Origin of the sequence: Agromyces rhizosphaerae, assembly GCF_027925245.1 — a bacterium.
Classification (GTDB): Bacteria; Actinomycetota; Actinomycetes; order Actinomycetales; family Microbacteriaceae; genus Agromyces; species Agromyces rhizosphaerae.
This window is the reverse complement of sequence record NZ_BSDP01000001.1, coordinates 614383-629896: the sequence shown is the minus strand read 5'-3', so window position 1 is coordinate 629896 and position 15514 is coordinate 614383. Positions and strand designations below refer to the sequence as shown.

Genomic DNA, 15514 nt, shown 5'->3' with positions numbered 1-15514 from the left:
CGCATCCGTGCACCGCCCGCCCGGCGCTCCTGAAAAGTGCCGTTCTTCCAGCGGGGTCGGCGGGCGGTGGGAGGATGGCCGCGTGCTGCTCGAGACGCTCGTCACCACGGCCGCGGCGGTCGCCGCGACGCGGTCGCGGCTGGCCAAGGTCGACGCGCTCGCCGCGATGCTCGGGGAGCTGGACGCCGGCGAGATCGCGCCCGCGATCGGCCTGCTGCTCGGCGCGCCGCGACAGGGGCGGCTCGGCGTGGGCTGGCGGGGCTTCAGTGCGCAGCACGTGGCGCCGGCCACCGAGCCGACGCTCACGATCGCCGACGTCGATGCCCGGCTCGACCGGCTCGCCACCGTCGCCGGCGAGGGCTCCGCCGCCGTCCGCGCGACCGAGCTCGGTGACCTGCTCGCCCACGCCACCGGCGCCGAGCAGGAGTTCCTCGGTCGTGCGCTCCTCGGCGAGGTGCGCACGGGCGCCCTCGCGGGCGTCGTGACCGACGGGATCGCGCGGGCCGCCGACCTGCCCGGCGAGACCGTGCGCCGCGCCGCGATGCTCTCGGGCGACCTCGGCGAGACCGCGCGTCTCGCGCTCGCCGGCGAGCCCGGCGCGGTCGCGGCGGTCGGCCTGCGCGTGGGGCGCGCCGTGCAGCCCATGCTCGCCGCCACCGCGGCATCCGCTTCGCTCGCGATCGAGTCGGTCGGTGAGGCGTCGGTCGAGTTCAAGATGGACGGTGCGCGCATCCAGGTGCACCGCGCGGGCGACGACGTGCGGGTGTTCACGCGCACGCTCGCCGAGATCACGCACCGCGTGCCCGAGGTCGTCGAGGTGGTGCGGCGGATGTCGGTGCGCGACGTGATCCTCGACGGCGAGACGCTCGCGCTGGCCGACGACGGGCGCCCGCGCCCGTTCCAGGAGACGATGGCGCGTTTCGGGGCCGAGGCGGCGCGGGAGGCGACGCTGCATCCGTGGTTCTTCGACGTGCTGCACGTCGACGGGCGCGACCTGCTCGACGAGCCGCTGTCGGCGCGGCTGGCCGAGCTCGAACGCATCACGGGCCCGCACCGCATGCCCGGCGAGGTGACCGCCGACCCGGCCGCCGCCGAACGTGTCGCCGCCGAGGCGCTCGAGGCCGGCCACGAGGGCGTCGTCGTGAAGGCCATCGACTCGCTGTACGCGGCCGGCCGCCGCGGGTCGAGCTGGATCAAGGTGAAGCCCGTGCACACCTACGACCTCGTCGTGCTCGGCTGCGAGTGGGGGTCGGGCAGGCGCGAGGGGTGGCTGTCGAACCTGCACCTCGGTGCCCGCGACCCCGAGGGCGAGTTCGGTGAACCGGGCGGCTTCGTCATGGTCGGCAAGACGTTCAAGGGGCTGACCGACGAGCTGCTGCGCTGGCAGACCGCGCGGTTCCCCGAGATCGAGGTGCGGCGCACGGCGCGCACCGTGTTCGTCGAGCCGGTCATGGTGGTCGAGATCGCGATCGACGGGGTGCAGCGCTCGAGCCGGTACCCGGGCGGGGTCGCGCTGCGGTTCGCACGCGTCAAGCGCTACCGCGACGACAAGGCGGCCGACGAGGCGGACACGATCCAGGCGCTGCGCGCGCTGCTGCGGGGCTGACGCCCCCTCGCGGCATCCGCTCGGCCCTGCAACGGGACGGCAACGATCCGCTCACGACGGCCGACAACGCATGGACCGTCCGGTACACGAGGAGTAGCGTCGGCCCCGCGAGCACCATGTGAAGCGTCGAGGGAGATGAGCACATGCGCCAGGTGTCGGCGTCGCGCACGGGGGGTGGATGCCGGGGGCGGTCGCGCGCACTGCGCGGGCCCGGTGCGTCAGCGTCGCTTCGCCGGATCGGTCGAGCGGCGCACCACGAGCTCGGGCTGGAACACCGTCTGCCGGGGGATGGACTCGGGGTCGTTCGCCTCCTCGAGCAGGGTGCGCAGCGCGGTGCGGCCGAGCATGCCGCTGGGCTGGCGGATCGACGACAGCGGCACGGCGGCGGCGCCGGCGAACGAGATGTCGTCGAACCCGATGATCGCGATCTCCTCGGGCACCAGCACGCGGCCCTCCACGACGAACGCCTGCAGCAGGCCGAGGGCGACCAGGTCGTTGGCGGCGAAGAGCGCATCGGGGCGCTGCGCCCGCGGGCGCTCGATGATGCGCTTGCCGGCCGCGACGCCCTCGGCGACGGTCAGCGCGGTCGTCGCGACGACCTCGAGGTCGACTGGCGTCACGGAGTTCTCGGCGGCCGCACGGGCCCCCGCCAGGCGGTCGCTCACCTGGTGGATGTCGAACGGCCCGCCGACGAACGCGATGCGGCGGCGACCGGTCTCGATGAGGTGCTCGACGGCCATGCGGCCGCCGGAGACGCTGTCGACGGAGACCGAGCTGAAGCGCCCGTCGCCGCTGAAACGATCCACCAGCACCGCGGGGATGCCCCGCTGCCGCAACCGCTCGAGCCGGGTGTGCACGTCGTCGTACGGCGAGATGAGCACCCCGCGCACCTGCTGCTCCTCGAACAGGTCGAGGTAGAGCCGCTCGCGGGCGATGTCCTCGTCGGTGTTGCCGTAGAGGATCGCGATGTTGTGCTTCGACGCCTCGTCCTCCGCGCCGCGCACGACGTCGTTGAAGAACGGGTTCTGGCCGTCGAGCACGACGAAGCCGACGGTCGTGCTGGTGCCGGCGCGCAGCTTGCGGGCGGCGTCGTTGCGCACGTACCCGAGTTCCTCGATCGCGGCGTTCACGCGCGCGATCGACTCCGCGGAGACCTCGCCGGGGCGGTTGAGCACGTTCGAGACCGTGCCGACCGACACCCCGGCGTGTTGAGCAACGTCCCTGATGCTCGTGGCTGCCATTGCGGTTCCTCGTCGTCGATGAGCTGCGTGGTTCTCGGGGGAGGAGGTGACTTGACCTCGGCACCCGCCGTCCATAGAGTAGCCCTGAACTTGACCTGAATCGATTCAGGAGCATTTCAACCCGTACAACAGCAACCACCTCGACGAGGAGGAGCAATGGTGCAGACGAGCACCTCAGCCAGTGCCGCACCCCCGGCGCTGGAGCTCTCGCGAGTCGTGAAGTCCTTCGGAGCAGTCGTCGCACTGAGCTCCGGCAGCCTCACGCTCGAGCAGGGATCCATCCACGCACTGATCGGCGAGAACGGCGCCGGCAAGTCGACGCTCGTGAAGATCGTCGCCGGCCTCTACCGGCGCGACTCGGGCGACTTCCGCCTCCGCGGCGAGGAGGTCGACTTCTCGAACACCGCCCAGTCGAAGGCCGCCGGCATCGCCGTCATCTACCAGGAGCCGACGCTGTTCCCCGACCTGTCGGTCACCGAGAACATCTTCATGGGCCGCCAGCCCACCAACCGCTTCGGCCGCATCGACCGCAAGGCCATGCGCACCGAGGCCGTCGAGATCTTCGAGCGGCTGGGCGTGCGCCTCGACCCCGACCGCCTCACCGAGGGCCTGTCGATCGCCGACCAGCAGATCATCGAGATCGCGAAGGCCATCTCGCTCGACGCGCGCGTGCTCATCATGGACGAGCCGACCGCGGCGCTCTCGGGCGTCGAGGTCGAGCGGCTGTTCGCCGTCGCGCGGAGCCTCCGCGACGAGGGCCGCGCGCTGCTGTTCATCTCGCACCGCTTCGACGAGGTCTTCGACCTGTGCGACACCGTCACCGTGATGCGCGACGGCAAGTACATCGACACCATGCCGATCAGCGACACGTCGATCGACGAGCTCGTGCGCCTCATGGTCGGCCGCGACGTCACCGAGATGTTCCCGAAGCTGCCCGCCGAGATCGGCGAGGACGTGCTCGTGGTCGACGGGCTCACGAGCACCGGCGTGTTCCACGACATCTCGTTCACCGTGAAGTCGGGCGAGATCGTCGGACTCGCGGGCCTCGTCGGCGCCGGCCGCAGCGAGGTCGTGCGCGCGATCTTCGGTGTCGACCACTACGAGTCGGGCAGCGTGCAGGTCAACGGCCAGCCGTTGCGCAAGGGCCGCCCGACCGCGTCGATGGCGCAGGGCATCGCGCTCGTGCCCGAGGACCGCCGCAAGCAGGGCCTCGTGCTCGACCAGAGCGTGACGCGCAACGTCACGCTCGCGATCCGCAAGCGCCTCGCGAAGTGGGGCCTCATCTGGGGCGGGCTCGAGAACGCGTCCGCCGAGATCTGGGCGAGCCGGCTCGAGGTGAAGACCGCCGCGCTCGACGCCGAGGCCGGCACCCTCTCGGGCGGCAACCAGCAGAAGGTCGTGCTCGGCAAGTGGCTCTCGACCGAGCCGAAGGTGCTCATCGTCGACGAGCCGACCCGCGGCATCGATGTCGGTACCAAGGCCGAGGTGCACCGCCTCATCTCGAAGCTCGCGCAGGACGGACTCGCGATCATCATGATCTCGTCCGAACTGCCCGAGGTGCTCGGCATGGCCGACCGCGTGCTCGTCATGCGCGAGGGCCGCCTCACGGGCGAATTCGATCGAGCGGATGCCACGCCGGAGGCCGTCATGTTCGCCGCGACCGCGGAAGGAGCGGCAGCATGACCGCCGTCGACACCAAGCCTGCCGCCGGCAACCCGGTCCTGCGCAGCATCGGCCACGTGCTGAAGGCCCGCGAGACGGGCATCGCGATCGCGCTGATCGCCGTCATCGTGGTCGCCACGGTGAGCAACCCGAACTTCCTGTTCTCGAGCGACGGGTTCCGCGACCTGCTGCTCACGCCCTCGCTGCTCATGGTCGTGGCCGTGGGCCAGGCGATCGTGATCATCACGCGCAACGTCGACCTGTCGGTCGGCTCGGTGCTGGGCCTCACGGCCTACCTCACCGGCAGGCTGTTCATCGACATCCCGGGCATCCCGCCGGTGCTCGTGTTCGTCGCCGGCATCGGCCTCGGTGCGCTGCTCGGCCTGATCAACGGTGCACTCGTCGCCTTCGCGAAGGTGCCCGCGCTCGTGATCACGCTCGGCACGCTGTACATCTACCGCGGCATCAACGTCGCGTGGACCGGCAGCGACCGCATCAACGCCTCCGACCTCCCGGCCGGCTTCCGCGACCTGGGCACGGGCGAGTTCCTCAGCATCCCGCTGCTGACGATCTTCGCGGTCGTCGTGCTGGTCGTCGCCGCCTGGTACCTGCGCAACCTGCGCAGCGGGCGCGAGCTGTACGCCATCGGCTCCGACCCCGCGGCCGCGCACCTGTACGGCCTGCGGGTGAACCGCCGCGTGATCGGCGCGTTCGTCGTGAGCGGTGCGCTGGCCGGCGTGGCGGGCGTGCTCTATGCGGCCCGCTACGGCACGGTGAGTTCCAGCGCCGGCCTCGGCCTCGAGCTGCAGGCCATCGGTGCGGCCGTCATCGGCGGCGTCGCGATCTCAGGCGGCGTCGGTTCCGTCTGGGGCGCCGCGATCGGCGCCTACCTGCTGCTGACCATCAACCGCGCACTGCCGATCGTCGGCATCCAGGACTTCTGGCAGCGCGCCGTGGTCGGCGTGCTCATCATCGGCGCGATCGTGCTCGACCGCGTGCTCGCGGTGCGCCAGCATCGACGACTCATCGAACAGCGGGAGGAGAAGCCATGACGTCCGCCATCGACACCGAACACGGCCGACGCACCTATTCGGCCTACGCCCACCCGCTCTGGCGCCGCCTGCTCGTCACGCGCGAGTCGGCCATCATCGGCCTGCTCTTCCTGGTCGTCATCGTCGCCACCTTCGCGGTGCCGAACTTCGACAGCCCGCTGACGCTGACGTTCCTGATCCGCGAGATCGCGCCGATCCTGCTGATCGCCCTGCCGATGACGCTCATCATCATCACCGAGGAGATCGACCTCTCGGTGGCGAGCATCGTGGGCCTGTCGAGCGTGATCACAGGCCTCGGCGTGCAGGCCGGCTGGCCGCTGCCGTTCGCGGCGGTCGTCGCGATCCTCGTCGGCACGGTCGCCGGGTCCATCAACGGGGCGCTCGTCACGTTCGTCGGCCTCCCGTCGCTCGCCGTCACGATCGGCACGCTCGCGCTGTTCCGCGGCATCGCCGTGGGCCTGCTCGGCACGACCGCGATCAGCGACTTCCCGGAGTTCTGGACCGACCTGACGCGCATGAACATCCCCGGCACGCCGATGCCGCTGATCATCGTGCCGTTCCTGGTGCTCGCGATCATCTTCGGGGTGCTGCTGCACTTCACGCCGTTCGGGCGCTCGCTCTACGCGATCGGCCTGAACAAGGAGGCGGCGGCGTTCTCGGGCATCAACGTCGGGCTCACGAAGTTCTGGCTGTTCGTCATGAGCGGCGCGGTCTCGGGCTACGCCGGCGTGTACTTCACGCTGCTGTACAACAACGCCCGCGGCGACAACGCCACCGGCCTCGAGCTGCAGATCATCGCCGCCGTGCTCCTCGGCGGGGTCTCGATCTTCGGCGGTCGTGGAGCGCTGCCGGGTGTCATCGCCGGCGTGCTGCTCATCGGCACGCTGTCGAGCGCCCTGCGGCTCGCGGGCGTCACCAGCGACATCATCAACGTCATCACGGGCGTGCTCCTCGTGGCATCCGTGGTGTCCGCAAGCTTCCTCGCCTGGCTGCGCACCAAGCGCGTCGCGGCGATCGGAAGGAAGAAGGGCCGGGCTGAGGCATCCGATGGCTGACGGCCCCCTGTCATCACCGACCGGAAAGTAACGCACCAAGGAAGGAAACAATGATGTTCACTCTGAAGAGGAAGCGCTTCGGCGTGGGGCTCGCGGCGATCGCCGCGACGACTGCGCTGGTGTTCACCGGCTGCGCGTCGGACGGCTCGTCGGATGGCGGGTCGTCGGATGGCGGCGATTCGTCGGCGGACGTGTCGATCACGATGCTGCCGAAGAACCTGGGCAATCCGTACTTCGACACCTCGACCGGTGGTGCCGAGGAGGCGGTGTCCGAGATCGGTGGGACGTTCGAGGAGGTCGGCCCGTCGGAGGCGTCGCCGACGTCGCAGGTGCAGTACATCCAGACTGCTGCGCAGCAGGGTGTGGGTGGCCTGATCGTGTCGGCGAACGACCCGGAGGCGATCTGCGACGCGTTGGACGAGGCGCGCAGCGTCGGCGTCAAGGTCGTGACGTTCGACTCGGACACGAACCCGGAGTGCCGTGACCTGTTCATCAACCAGGCGACCGCCGAGGGCATCGCCCAGGTGCAGGTCGACCTGATCACCGAGCAGATCGGTGACGAGGGCCAGATCGCGGTGCTGTCGGCGTCGGCGAACGCGACGAACCAGAACGCGTGGATCGAGATGATGGAGGCCGAGCTGGCCGCGAACCACCCGAACGTGGAGCTCGTCGAGATCGCGTACGGCGATGACGACGACCAGACCTCGTTCGACAAGACCGCGGCGCTGCTGCAGACCTACCCGGAGCTGAAGGGCATCGTGTCGCCGACCACGGTCGGCATCGCGGCCGCGGCCCGGTACCTGCAGACCTCGGAGTACAAGGGCGAGGTCGCGCTGACCGGCCTGGGCACGCCGAACCAGATGCGCGAGTACGTCGAGGACGGCACGGTCACCGCGTTCGCGCTGTGGAACCCGGCCGACCTGGGCTACCTGGCCGCGTACGCGACCGCCGCGCTGATCTCCGGTGAGATCACCGGTGCCGAGGGCGACACCTTCGACGCCGGCACGCTCGGCTCGTACGAGGTCGGTGCGGACGCCAGCGTGCTGCTCGGCGACCCGTACGTGTTCGACGCGGACAACATCGGCGACTTCGACTTCTAAGCCGAAGCGCCACCACGACAGCGCCCCGGTGGACCTGGTCCGCCGGGGCGCTCCCGTCTGCGCCGGCTCAGTGGTAGCGGCCGCTGTACGCGTTCAGCGCCGGCTGCCCGCCGAGGTGCGCATAGAGCACGTTGGACCCCGCCGGGATGTCGCCGTCGCGCACCAGGTCGATGAGGCCCGCCATCGACTTGCCCTCGTAGACGGGGTCGAGAATGACGCCCTCGAGCGAGCCGACCAGGTGCATCGCGGCATCCGTCGACTCGACCGGGATGCCGTAGAAGTCGCCCGCCCAGCCCTCGAGCACGGTGACCTCGTCGTCGCGCAGGTCGCGGCCGACGCCGATCAGCTCGGCCGTGTTGCGCGCGATGCGCCCGACCTGGTCGCGGGTCTCGTCGAGCTTCGCCGACGCGTCGATGCCGAGCACGCGCCGGCGCGGCCCACCGAAGTTGTGCTCGAGGTCGGCGAACCCGGCGATCATGCCTGCGTGCGTCGACCCGGTCACCGAGCACACGACGATCGTGTCGAAGAAGACGCCGAGCTCCTGCTCCTGCGCGGCCACCTCGTGCGCCCAGTTGGCGAAGCCGAGGCCGCCGAGGCGGTGATCGGATGCCCCCGCGGGGATCGCGTACGGCGTGCCGCCGGCCGCCTCGACGTCGGCGATGGCCTGGCGCCACGAGTCCTTGAAGCCGATGCCGAAGCCGGCGGGGGAGAGGCGCACGTCGGCGCCCATGAGCCGCGACAGCATGATGTTGCCGACGCGGTCGTTCACCGAGTCGGGCCAGTCGACCCAGTGCTCCTGCACGAGCACGGCCTGCATGCCGAGGTGCGCGGCGACGGCGGCGACCTGGCGGGTGTGGTTCGACTGCACGCCCCCGATCGAGACGAGCGTGTCAGCGCCCTGCGCGAGCGCGTCGGGCACGAGGTACTCGAGCTTGCGCACCTTGTTGCCGCCGTAGGCGAGGCCGCTCGAGACGTCCTCGCGCTTCATCCAGATGCGAGCCCCACCGAGGTGGGCGCTGAGCCGGTCGACCGGGTGGATCGGGCTCGGCCCGAACGTCAGTCGGTGTCGGGGGAAGTCGGCGAGTGCCATGGTGCTCCTTGTCGGTGGCCGCGGGGCGGCCGGGGGTGGGGCGGATGCCTCGGGCGAGGCGATGCGCTGGGTGGTCGTGGGGCGGTCAGGCGTGCGTCGGCGTCGCGCGCGGGGTGGGCGCGTCGACCGGGTCGGCGTCGTCGGGGGCCGGGTCGTCTGGCTGGAGCATCCGCCCCAATGTCTCCCAGTTCTCGCGGGCCGCGATGCCGGCGGCCACGGCGTCGCCCGCCGCGCAGAGCGCGATGATGCGGTCGTGGTCGGCGACCGAACCGCGGCCCGCGAGCGACGCGAACCGCGCGCGTTCGAGGCGTCTCAGCAGCGGGGCGACCTGCTCGAGCATCGCGGGCAGCAGCGGGTTCGCGCCCGCGCGCACCGCGACGTCGTGGAAGTCGTCGTCGGCGCGCACGGCGGCGTCGACGTCGTCGTCGCGGAGCGCCGCGGCGAACCGGGCGTTCGCGTCGCGCATCTCGTCGAGGTCGGCGTCGGTGAGCTGGGGCACGGCCTCGCGCACGGCGAGCTCGTGCAGTGCGGCGGCGATGCGCTGCGCCGCGAGCGCGGTGCGCACGTCGAGCGGGGCGACGATGGTGGCCTTGGCCCTGCGGGTCTGCACGAGTCCGGCGAGCTCGAGCCGCGCGATCGCCTCGCGGATCGGCGTGCGGCTGACGCCGAGCCACTCCTCGAGCTCGGGGTCACGCAGCCGCGCGCCGGGTTCGAGCGCGCCGCTGACGATGGCGTCGCGCAGCTGGCGGTAGGCGTAGTCGCGCAGCGAACTGGGGCGCTCGGCCGGCGCGGTGTTCAGCAGCATGCAATATATTGCAGCGATCGGAGCCGCTCCTGTCAAGCCGTGCCGGCCCGCCGGCTGGTGACGAACAGCCGCTCAGCGCCCGCGGCCGCCGCCGGCCGCGATCTCGGCGCCGAGGTTGTCGCGCAGCCACTCGCACCAGATCGAGACCGTGCGCCACTGGTCGCGCACGATATCGAGCGCGTCGGGGGTCCACATCCAGTCGGCCGGCGGCTCGGACCGGCCGATCGCGAGGTGCTTCAGCCGCAGCAGCTCGATGCGCGGGTGGTCGACGGAGTAGCCGCGCGGCGCGGTGCGCAGGGCGTCGTCGCGCATGAGCGCGAACCCGTCGGCCGCCGTCTCCTCGAGGGTCGCCTCGAGGTCGCCCGCGAGCTTCGCGTCGTCCACGATCTCGCGGAATCGCGCGAGCGCCTTCGGCGGCACCTCGAAGCTGCCGCCCCCGACGAGCAGCCCGTCGGCGCTGAGCTGCAGGTAGTGCGCGACGGGCGCACGCGACACGAGGCCGATCTGCACCTTGTACGGCGACTTGTCGGCGCTGAACCGCACGTCGCGGTACGGGCGGAAGATCTTCACCGGCCCGAACTCGACCGCGAGCTCCTCGCCGAGCGCCGCGAACGGACCCCGCACGCGCTCGTCGTACCTGGCCTTGTGCTCGGCCCACCACGCCTTGCTGTTGTTCGCCGCGAGTTCGGCGAAGAACGCCGGCGCGTCCGGGTCGAGTCCGGTGAATGCCCCCATGCGGCGATCGTAGCGCCGGGCTCCGTCGGCGCACTCGGCATCGTCGCAGCCGGGATTCACGCGAGTGGTGAGCGATCGTCACCTCGGTGAAACACGGCGGGCGGATGCTGGGCGCAACGCAACCGGGAACGAGGGGAGGCTTCGCATGGTCGACGTCACGGTCTCGCTGGCGATCGCGCTCGCGGCGGCATCCGTCACCCTCGGCGCGCTCGCGCACGCGGCGCTCTGCCCCTACCTCACGCGCACGACCCGGCACCGCGCGCTCATGCTGCAGGCCGCCGCCCCGGTCGTCGGAAGCATCTGCTGGCTCTGCTACGGCGCGGTGCTGCACGCGCGGGTGCAGTGGGCGGTCTTCGCGATGACCAGGTGGGCGCGCCTGGGCGCGTAGCGCGGGTCAGATCCACCCGGTCGCGGCGAGCACCACGAGGCTCGTCACCGCGACCACGGCCGAGAGGATGCCGCCCAGCACGAGCGGCTTGGGGCCCGTCGCGCGCAGCGCGCGCACGTCGGTGGAGAGCCCGATCGCCGCCATCGCGGTCGTGATGAGGAACGTCGCGGCATGTCCGAGCGCGGCCTCAGCCGCATCCGGGATCACCCCCAGCGACGCGATCGCGGCCATCACCAGGAAGCCCACCAGGAACCACGGCACCAGCCCGATCGCGCGACGCACGGTGAGCGGCGGATGCCCCGCGCCCGCCTCGGCCGCGGCCCGGCGCCGCACGTGCACGGCCAGCCCGACCGTGATCGGAATGATCATGAGCGTGCGCACGAGCTTCACCACGACCGCGCCCTGCAGGGCGACCGCGCCGTACGCGGCGGCCGTCGCGACCACCGACGACGTGTCGTTCACCGCGGTGCCGGCGAACAGCGCGAACGCCTCCTGGTCGAGGCCGAGCGCGTGGCCGATCAGCGGGAAGACGGCGACGGCCAGCATGTTGAACAGGAAGATCGTCGAGACCGCGTAGGCGATGTCCGCGCTCGCGGCGCCGATCACGGGTGCGACGGCGGCGATGGCGGATGCCCCGCAGATGCCGGTGCCCACGCCGATCAGCGTGCGCAGGTCGCCGACGACGCCGAGCGCGCGCCCGACGAGCCATGCCGCGACGAGGCACGCCGCGAGCGTGACGAGCATGATCGGCAGCGACTCGAGGCCGACGTCGACGATCTGCGCGAGCGAGAGCTGCGTGCCGAGCAGCACGACCGCGAACTGCAGCACGCGGCTGCCGGCGAAGCGGATGCCGGGACGCAGGCGGTCCGATGGACGGCGCACGAGCGCCACGGCCAGCCCGATCGCGATGGCGGGCAGCGCGCTGCCGACGAGCGGCAGCATGGAGCCGATGAGTGTCGCGACGGCGGCGATCACGAGGGCGAGCGCGAGGCCGGGCACGAGGCCCGCGAGGCGGGCCGCGGTCGGTTCGGCCGGCGTGCTCATGGATCGAGCATCTCGCGAACGGCCCGCGAGGGGAACCGCGCCTGCCGCGCGGCATCCGACCGGCGTAGCCTGCTGGGGGCGGAGGGGGAATCATGTCGAACCTGGTGGTGCACTTCGAGATCCACGGCACCGAGCCGCAGGAACTCATCGACTTCTACTCGCGACTGCTCGGGTGGACGTTCTCGCAGTACGGCGACCTCGAGTACTGGAGCATCGACACCGGCGACGGGTCGGTGCGGCCGAGCGAGGGGGCGGCCGGCCACGGCATCAACGGCGGGCTGCTGCGGCGCGAGGGGCCGGCGCCGATGACGGGCTCGTCGGTGAAGGGATGCAACCTGGTCGTCGCCGTCGACGAGATCGACGCGCTCATGGCGACGGGCGTCGAGCTCGGCGGGAGCGTCGCGCTGCCCGCGGAGGACATGCCGGGGCTCGGTCGGCTGGGGTACCTGCTCGACCCCGACGGCAACGTGTTCGGGATGGTGCAGTCGACGCTGTCGGACGGCACGCCGGCGATGTGACCCGGCGGCCGCGGGCGGGCCGCCCGCGCGGTGGAGTGTCGGTGGTGCGTCGCATCATGGGGGCATGGACACCACGACCTACATCACCGGACGCGAGCTGCGCCCCGGCGACATCGTGGTGAACCCGTACGGCGACGCCTTCCCGATCACGAAGGTGCGCGCCATCGGTGCGGGTCGCCGCGTGACGTACGAGCGGAAGGGCGGCACGGCCGCGAGCTTCACCGTGCCGTCGGACGGCCTCACGCGGGTCTTCCTGCCCCGCCGCAGCGGGCTCGCGCCCGCCGAGCGCTGATCAGTCGGCGAACCCCTCGCACGGGTGCTTGCACCCCCTCCGCGTCTCGGCCATGATTCCCACAAGGGCGGCACCCGACCGCTCGCGAACTGAGGAGTCATGGCCGAACCGCAGTCCCCGGAAGCGACGAGCGAGACCTCGACCGCCGCTGCGTCGAAGCCGTCGAAGTCCAAGGGCGGGGGGAAGAAGCGCGGCAAGAAGCAGCGGACGCTGATCGACATCATCGCGGTCTTCGTGCTGTCGGTCACCGCGGTGCTCACGGCCTGGTGCGGCTTCGAGGCGTCCAAGTGGGGCGGCGAGATGTCGATCGCGTTCAGCCAGGCGTCGTCGGCCCGCATCCAGGCGACGAACTTCGAGGGCGAGGCGCGCGACTCGCGCATGTTCGACCTCGTGATCTGGGCGACCTACGTCGAGGCGATCGCGAACGGGGACGACGCGCTCGCCGACTACGTCGAGGAGCGGTTCACCCCGCACTTCGCAGTGGCGTTCGAGGACTGGAACGCCGGTGGTCGCGAGGAGGCCGGCCCGTTCGGGCTGGACTCGTACGTGCCGCCCGGCACCGAGGAGGCCGCCGAGCTCGGCGCGCTCGCCGACCAGAAGTTCCAGGAGGCGCTCGACAACAACCAGCGCGGCGACGACTACTCGCTGCTGACGGTGCTCTTCGCCCTCGTCCTGTTCCTGAGTGCCATGGCCCAGCGCGACATCTCGTCGAAGGCCGCATGGGGTCTGCTCGGCATGGCGCTCGTCGTCGCGGTCGTCGGCATCGTGATCCTCACCACGTTCCCGATCAAGATCTGACGCGCCTCGCGCGCCCGGGGCATCCGCTCGCTCGATTCGGCCGCGCAACGAGTCGGGCCGCGGCTCGTGTCCCGCACGTCGCCGCGGCCCGCTCGCCCCGTTCCCCTGGGGGTCTGCACCGGGTGCCGGCACCCGGTCGCTCGCGTGGCGCACGCGGCCGGCGGCGTCGCCGGGCGTGCGTCACCCAGGGTTCCGGCCGGGCCGTGCGATCGGATGCACCCGATCCGAGATTTCCTCAGGCGCCCCGGCGGGCGAGCTGCTCGAGCCCGTCGAGCAGGAGGTCGAGCGCGAAGCCGAACTCGGTGGCGTCGTCGCACCAGCCGATCGTCGAGTCGGGGTCGTCGTGCGCGACCTCGGCCAGCATCGCGACGAGGTGCGGAGTTCGTGCGGCGAGCGCCTCCGCCGCGGCCGCGTCCGGCTGGCTGTCGTCGGTCACGAGTTCCTGGCTGAAGCCGAACATGCGGCTGCCGAGCGCGTGCATGGCGTGGTGGATGAGGTCGTACGAGAACCCGCCCGAGCGCAGCGTGCCGACCACGGCGTCGGCGTGGCCCGCGGTGATGCCTCCGGGGAAGGTGCGGGTCTGCATGATCACGGGGGCCCACGGATGCCGCAGCATGACCTCGCGCGCCGCGAGGATGCGCGCGCGCAGCGACGCCTTCCACTCGTCGTCGTGCTCGGGCACCGCGTAGCCGCCGGTCTCGGCCTCGACCTCGTCGAAGACCAGGGCGACGAGCCCGTCGAGCACGGCGTCCTTGTTGGGCACGTGGTAGTAGAGCGACATCGGCTCGACCCCGAGGCGCTCGGCCAGGCGCCGCATGGTGACGGCCTCGAGACCCGACTCGTCGGCGAGCTCGAGCGCGTCGCGCAGCACGCGGTCGCGCGTGAGCGGCGCCCGCCTGGTCTCGCGCTGCCCGGCCGTCGACGTCATCGCGACCTCCTTCGTCCCATACAGCGTACGGCGAGGGGTTGACGACCTCGTCGCGACTCGCTATCTTACAGCGTAAGTCGTACATCGTAAGGTTGAGCCCGAGGGGAGCCCGACATGACCACCACCACACGCCGGACCGCAGGAACGCGCGCGCCGGCAACGAGCACCGAGACCATGCGCGCCGCCGAGTACCGCCGGTACGGCGCGCCCGAGGTCGTGCACGTCACGCGCCTGCCGAAGCCCGCGCCGGCGGCCGACGAGCTGCTCGTGCGCGTGCACGCCTCGACGGTCAGCGTCGCCGACCACCGCATCCGCAGCCGCGACGTCCCGCGCGGCCTCTGGCCGCTGGTCGCGTCGAGCATCGGCGTGTTCCGGCCGCGGCACCGGGTGCTCGGCATGGAGGCGGCCGGCACGGTCGAGGCCGTCGGCGCCGAGGTCACGACGTTCGCACCCGGCGACGACGTCGTGCTCCTGCGCGGCTCGCGCTTCGGCGGCCACGCCGAGTACGTGACGGTGCGCGAGGGCGGCACGGTGGCGAAGAAGCCCGAGGGGCTGTCGTTCGAGGAGGCCGTCGCGGTCGTGTTCGGCGGCACGACCGCGGTCTCGTTCTTCGGTCGCGCCGAGATCGGGGAGGGCACGCGCGTGCTCGTGAACGGGGCATCCGGCGCCGTGGGCACCATGGCCGTGCAGCTCGCCGCCCAGCGGGGCGCGGTCGTCACGGGCGTGACGAGCGGTCGCAACGCCGGGCTCGTGCGCTCGCTCGGTGCGACCCGGGTCATCGACTACGAGACCGAGGACTTCGCGGCGGGCGACGAGACGTGGGACGTGATCGTCGAGTGCGTCGGCAACGCGCCCTACACGCGCGTCGCGGACTCGCTGGCCCCCGGCGGCGCGCTGCTGCTCGTCGTCACCGACCTCGTCGGCATGCTGCGCCTGAAGCGCGACGCGCGACGCAGCGGCGGGGTCGTCACGATGTCGGGCCCGGTCGTGACCGGCGAGCAACTTGGCGAGCTGCTCGCGCTCACCGCCTCCGGCGCGATCCGCCCCGTCGTCGACCGCACCTACGAGCTCGACGACATCGTCGAGGCGCACCGCTACGTCGACACCGGCCGCAAGCGCGGGGCCGTCGTCGTGCGCGTGCCCTGAACCCGGCTGCACGGCCGAGCGGATGCCTCGGGGCGCACGTGCGCCGGGGGCATC

16 protein-coding genes are annotated in these 15514 nt (G+C 71.7%); 10 read left to right on the top strand and 6 right to left on the bottom strand.

Annotated features, from left to right (window positions below; translation table 11 throughout):
- Positions 1 to 82: 82 nt before the first annotated feature.
- A complete protein-coding gene (locus tag QMG39_RS02975) occupies positions 83 to 1606 on the top strand; it encodes an ATP-dependent DNA ligase (RefSeq protein WP_281882348.1) in 1524 nt (507 codons plus the stop codon).
- Positions 1607 to 1824: 218 nt separating this feature from the next.
- Here QMG39_RS02975 and QMG39_RS02970 read toward each other — a convergent pair whose 3' ends face one another.
- Positions 1825 to 2847 carry a LacI family DNA-binding transcriptional regulator gene (locus QMG39_RS02970; RefSeq protein ID WP_281882347.1) on the bottom strand — a complete coding sequence of 341 codons (1023 nt, stop codon included), beginning with the start codon at positions 2845 to 2847 and terminating at the stop codon, positions 1825 to 1827.
- 156 nt (positions 2848 to 3003) lie between these two features.
- Between QMG39_RS02970 and QMG39_RS02965 the strand changes: the two genes are divergently transcribed.
- The 4 genes from QMG39_RS02965 to rhaS are packed head-to-tail and all read left to right on the top strand — an operon-like array spanning position 3004 to position 7716.
- Complete coding sequence (locus tag QMG39_RS02965) at positions 3004 to 4530, top strand: sugar ABC transporter ATP-binding protein (protein WP_281882346.1); 1527 nt, start codon at positions 3004 to 3006, stop codon at positions 4528 to 4530.
- On the top strand, positions 4527 to 5561 hold the full coding sequence (locus tag QMG39_RS02960; protein ID WP_281882345.1) for an ABC transporter permease: 1035 nt from the start codon (positions 4527 to 4529) through the stop codon (positions 5559 to 5561). Before QMG39_RS02965 ends, QMG39_RS02960 begins: the two co-directional genes overlap by 4 nt.
- Entirely contained in the window at positions 5558 to 6616 is a 1059-nt protein-coding gene (locus QMG39_RS02955) for an ABC transporter permease (protein WP_281882344.1), read from the top strand. The genes QMG39_RS02960 and QMG39_RS02955 overlap by 4 nt, the downstream gene beginning before the upstream one ends.
- A gap of 53 nt (positions 6617 to 6669) precedes the next feature.
- On the top strand, positions 6670 to 7716 hold the full coding sequence (rhaS, locus tag QMG39_RS02950; RefSeq protein ID WP_281882343.1) for a rhamnose ABC transporter substrate-binding protein: 1047 nt from the start codon (positions 6670 to 6672) through the stop codon (positions 7714 to 7716).
- Between the two features lie 67 nt (positions 7717 to 7783).
- Here the strand turns inward: rhaS and QMG39_RS02945 are convergent, their stop codons facing one another.
- The 3 genes from QMG39_RS02945 to QMG39_RS02935 all read right to left on the bottom strand — a co-directional run bounded on the left by QMG39_RS02945 (position 7784) and on the right by QMG39_RS02935 (position 10346).
- Positions 7784 to 8806 (bottom strand): 1-aminocyclopropane-1-carboxylate deaminase, encoded by a 1023-nt coding sequence (locus QMG39_RS02945; protein ID WP_281882342.1) that lies wholly within the window; start codon positions 8804 to 8806, stop codon positions 7784 to 7786.
- Positions 8807 to 8891: 85 nt separating this feature from the next.
- The gene (locus QMG39_RS02940; RefSeq protein WP_281882340.1) at positions 8892 to 9611 is read right to left on the bottom strand and encodes a GntR family transcriptional regulator; all 720 of its coding nucleotides are present in this window, start codon (positions 9609 to 9611) and stop codon (positions 8892 to 8894) included.
- 72 nt (positions 9612 to 9683) lie between these two features.
- Complete coding sequence (locus tag QMG39_RS02935) at positions 9684 to 10346, bottom strand: DUF2461 domain-containing protein (RefSeq protein WP_281882338.1); 663 nt, start codon at positions 10344 to 10346, stop codon at positions 9684 to 9686.
- A 145-nt stretch (positions 10347 to 10491) separates the two neighbouring features.
- Here QMG39_RS02935 and QMG39_RS02930 point away from each other — a divergent pair, with 145 nt between their 5' ends.
- Positions 10492 to 10734 (top strand): hypothetical protein, encoded by a 243-nt coding sequence (locus QMG39_RS02930; RefSeq protein ID WP_281882336.1) that lies wholly within the window; start codon positions 10492 to 10494, stop codon positions 10732 to 10734.
- Positions 10735 to 10740: 6 nt separating this feature from the next.
- Here QMG39_RS02930 and QMG39_RS02925 read toward each other — a convergent pair whose 3' ends face one another.
- On the bottom strand, positions 10741 to 11778 hold the full coding sequence (locus QMG39_RS02925) for a YeiH family protein (RefSeq protein WP_281882335.1): 1038 nt from the start codon (positions 11776 to 11778) through the stop codon (positions 10741 to 10743).
- Positions 11779 to 11870: 92 nt separating this feature from the next.
- Between QMG39_RS02925 and QMG39_RS02920 the strand changes: the two genes are divergently transcribed.
- From QMG39_RS02920 to QMG39_RS02910, 3 genes are all read left to right on the top strand, one after another.
- Positions 11871 to 12296, top strand: a complete 426-nt coding sequence (locus tag QMG39_RS02920; RefSeq protein ID WP_281882334.1) for a VOC family protein — start codon at positions 11871 to 11873, stop codon at positions 12294 to 12296.
- Between the two features lie 64 nt (positions 12297 to 12360).
- Complete coding sequence (locus QMG39_RS02915; RefSeq protein ID WP_281882333.1) at positions 12361 to 12588, top strand: hypothetical protein; 228 nt, start codon at positions 12361 to 12363, stop codon at positions 12586 to 12588.
- 99 nt (positions 12589 to 12687) lie between these two features.
- A complete protein-coding gene (locus tag QMG39_RS02910; RefSeq protein ID WP_281882332.1) occupies positions 12688 to 13386 on the top strand; it encodes a hypothetical protein in 699 nt (232 codons plus the stop codon).
- Positions 13387 to 13621: 235 nt separating this feature from the next.
- Here QMG39_RS02910 and QMG39_RS02905 read toward each other — a convergent pair whose 3' ends face one another.
- Positions 13622 to 14314 (bottom strand): TetR/AcrR family transcriptional regulator C-terminal domain-containing protein, encoded by a 693-nt coding sequence (locus QMG39_RS02905; RefSeq protein WP_281882331.1) that lies wholly within the window; start codon positions 14312 to 14314, stop codon positions 13622 to 13624.
- Positions 14315 to 14428: 114 nt separating this feature from the next.
- Here QMG39_RS02905 and QMG39_RS02900 point away from each other — a divergent pair, with 114 nt between their 5' ends.
- Positions 14429 to 15460: an NAD(P)-dependent alcohol dehydrogenase gene (locus QMG39_RS02900; protein ID WP_281882330.1), complete on the top strand. Its 1032-nt coding sequence runs from the start codon at positions 14429 to 14431 to the stop codon at positions 15458 to 15460.
- The last annotated feature ends 54 nt before the right edge of the window (positions 15461 to 15514 follow it).

Coding starts and splice junctions, on each gene's coding strand:
- QMG39_RS02970 (WP_281882347.1), bottom strand. CDS start 2,847: ATGGCAGCCACGAGCATCAGGGACGTTGCTCAACACGCCGGGGTGTCG.
- QMG39_RS02965 (WP_281882346.1), top strand. CDS start 3,004: ATGGTGCAGACGAGCACCTCAGCCAGTGCCGCACCCCCGGCGCTGGAG.
- QMG39_RS02960 (WP_281882345.1), top strand. CDS start 4,527: ATGACCGCCGTCGACACCAAGCCTGCCGCCGGCAACCCGGTCCTGCGC.
- QMG39_RS02955 (WP_281882344.1), top strand. CDS start 5,558: ATGACGTCCGCCATCGACACCGAACACGGCCGACGCACCTATTCGGCC.
- rhaS (WP_281882343.1), top strand. CDS start 6,670: ATGTTCACTCTGAAGAGGAAGCGCTTCGGCGTGGGGCTCGCGGCGATC.
- QMG39_RS02945 (WP_281882342.1), bottom strand. CDS start 8,806: ATGGCACTCGCCGACTTCCCCCGACACCGACTGACGTTCGGGCCGAGC.
- QMG39_RS02940 (WP_281882340.1), bottom strand. CDS start 9,611: ATGCTGCTGAACACCGCGCCGGCCGAGCGCCCCAGTTCGCTGCGCGAC.
- QMG39_RS02935 (WP_281882338.1), bottom strand. CDS start 10,346: ATGGGGGCATTCACCGGACTCGACCCGGACGCGCCGGCGTTCTTCGCC.
- QMG39_RS02930 (WP_281882336.1), top strand. CDS start 10,492: ATGGTCGACGTCACGGTCTCGCTGGCGATCGCGCTCGCGGCGGCATCC.
- QMG39_RS02925 (WP_281882335.1), bottom strand. CDS start 11,778: ATGAGCACGCCGGCCGAACCGACCGCGGCCCGCCTCGCGGGCCTCGTG.
- QMG39_RS02920 (WP_281882334.1), top strand. CDS start 11,871: ATGTCGAACCTGGTGGTGCACTTCGAGATCCACGGCACCGAGCCGCAG.
- QMG39_RS02915 (WP_281882333.1), top strand. CDS start 12,361: ATGGACACCACGACCTACATCACCGGACGCGAGCTGCGCCCCGGCGAC.
- QMG39_RS02910 (WP_281882332.1), top strand. CDS start 12,688: ATGGCCGAACCGCAGTCCCCGGAAGCGACGAGCGAGACCTCGACCGCC.
- QMG39_RS02905 (WP_281882331.1), bottom strand. CDS start 14,314: ATGACGTCGACGGCCGGGCAGCGCGAGACCAGGCGGGCGCCGCTCACG.
- QMG39_RS02900 (WP_281882330.1), top strand. CDS start 14,429: ATGACCACCACCACACGCCGGACCGCAGGAACGCGCGCGCCGGCAACG.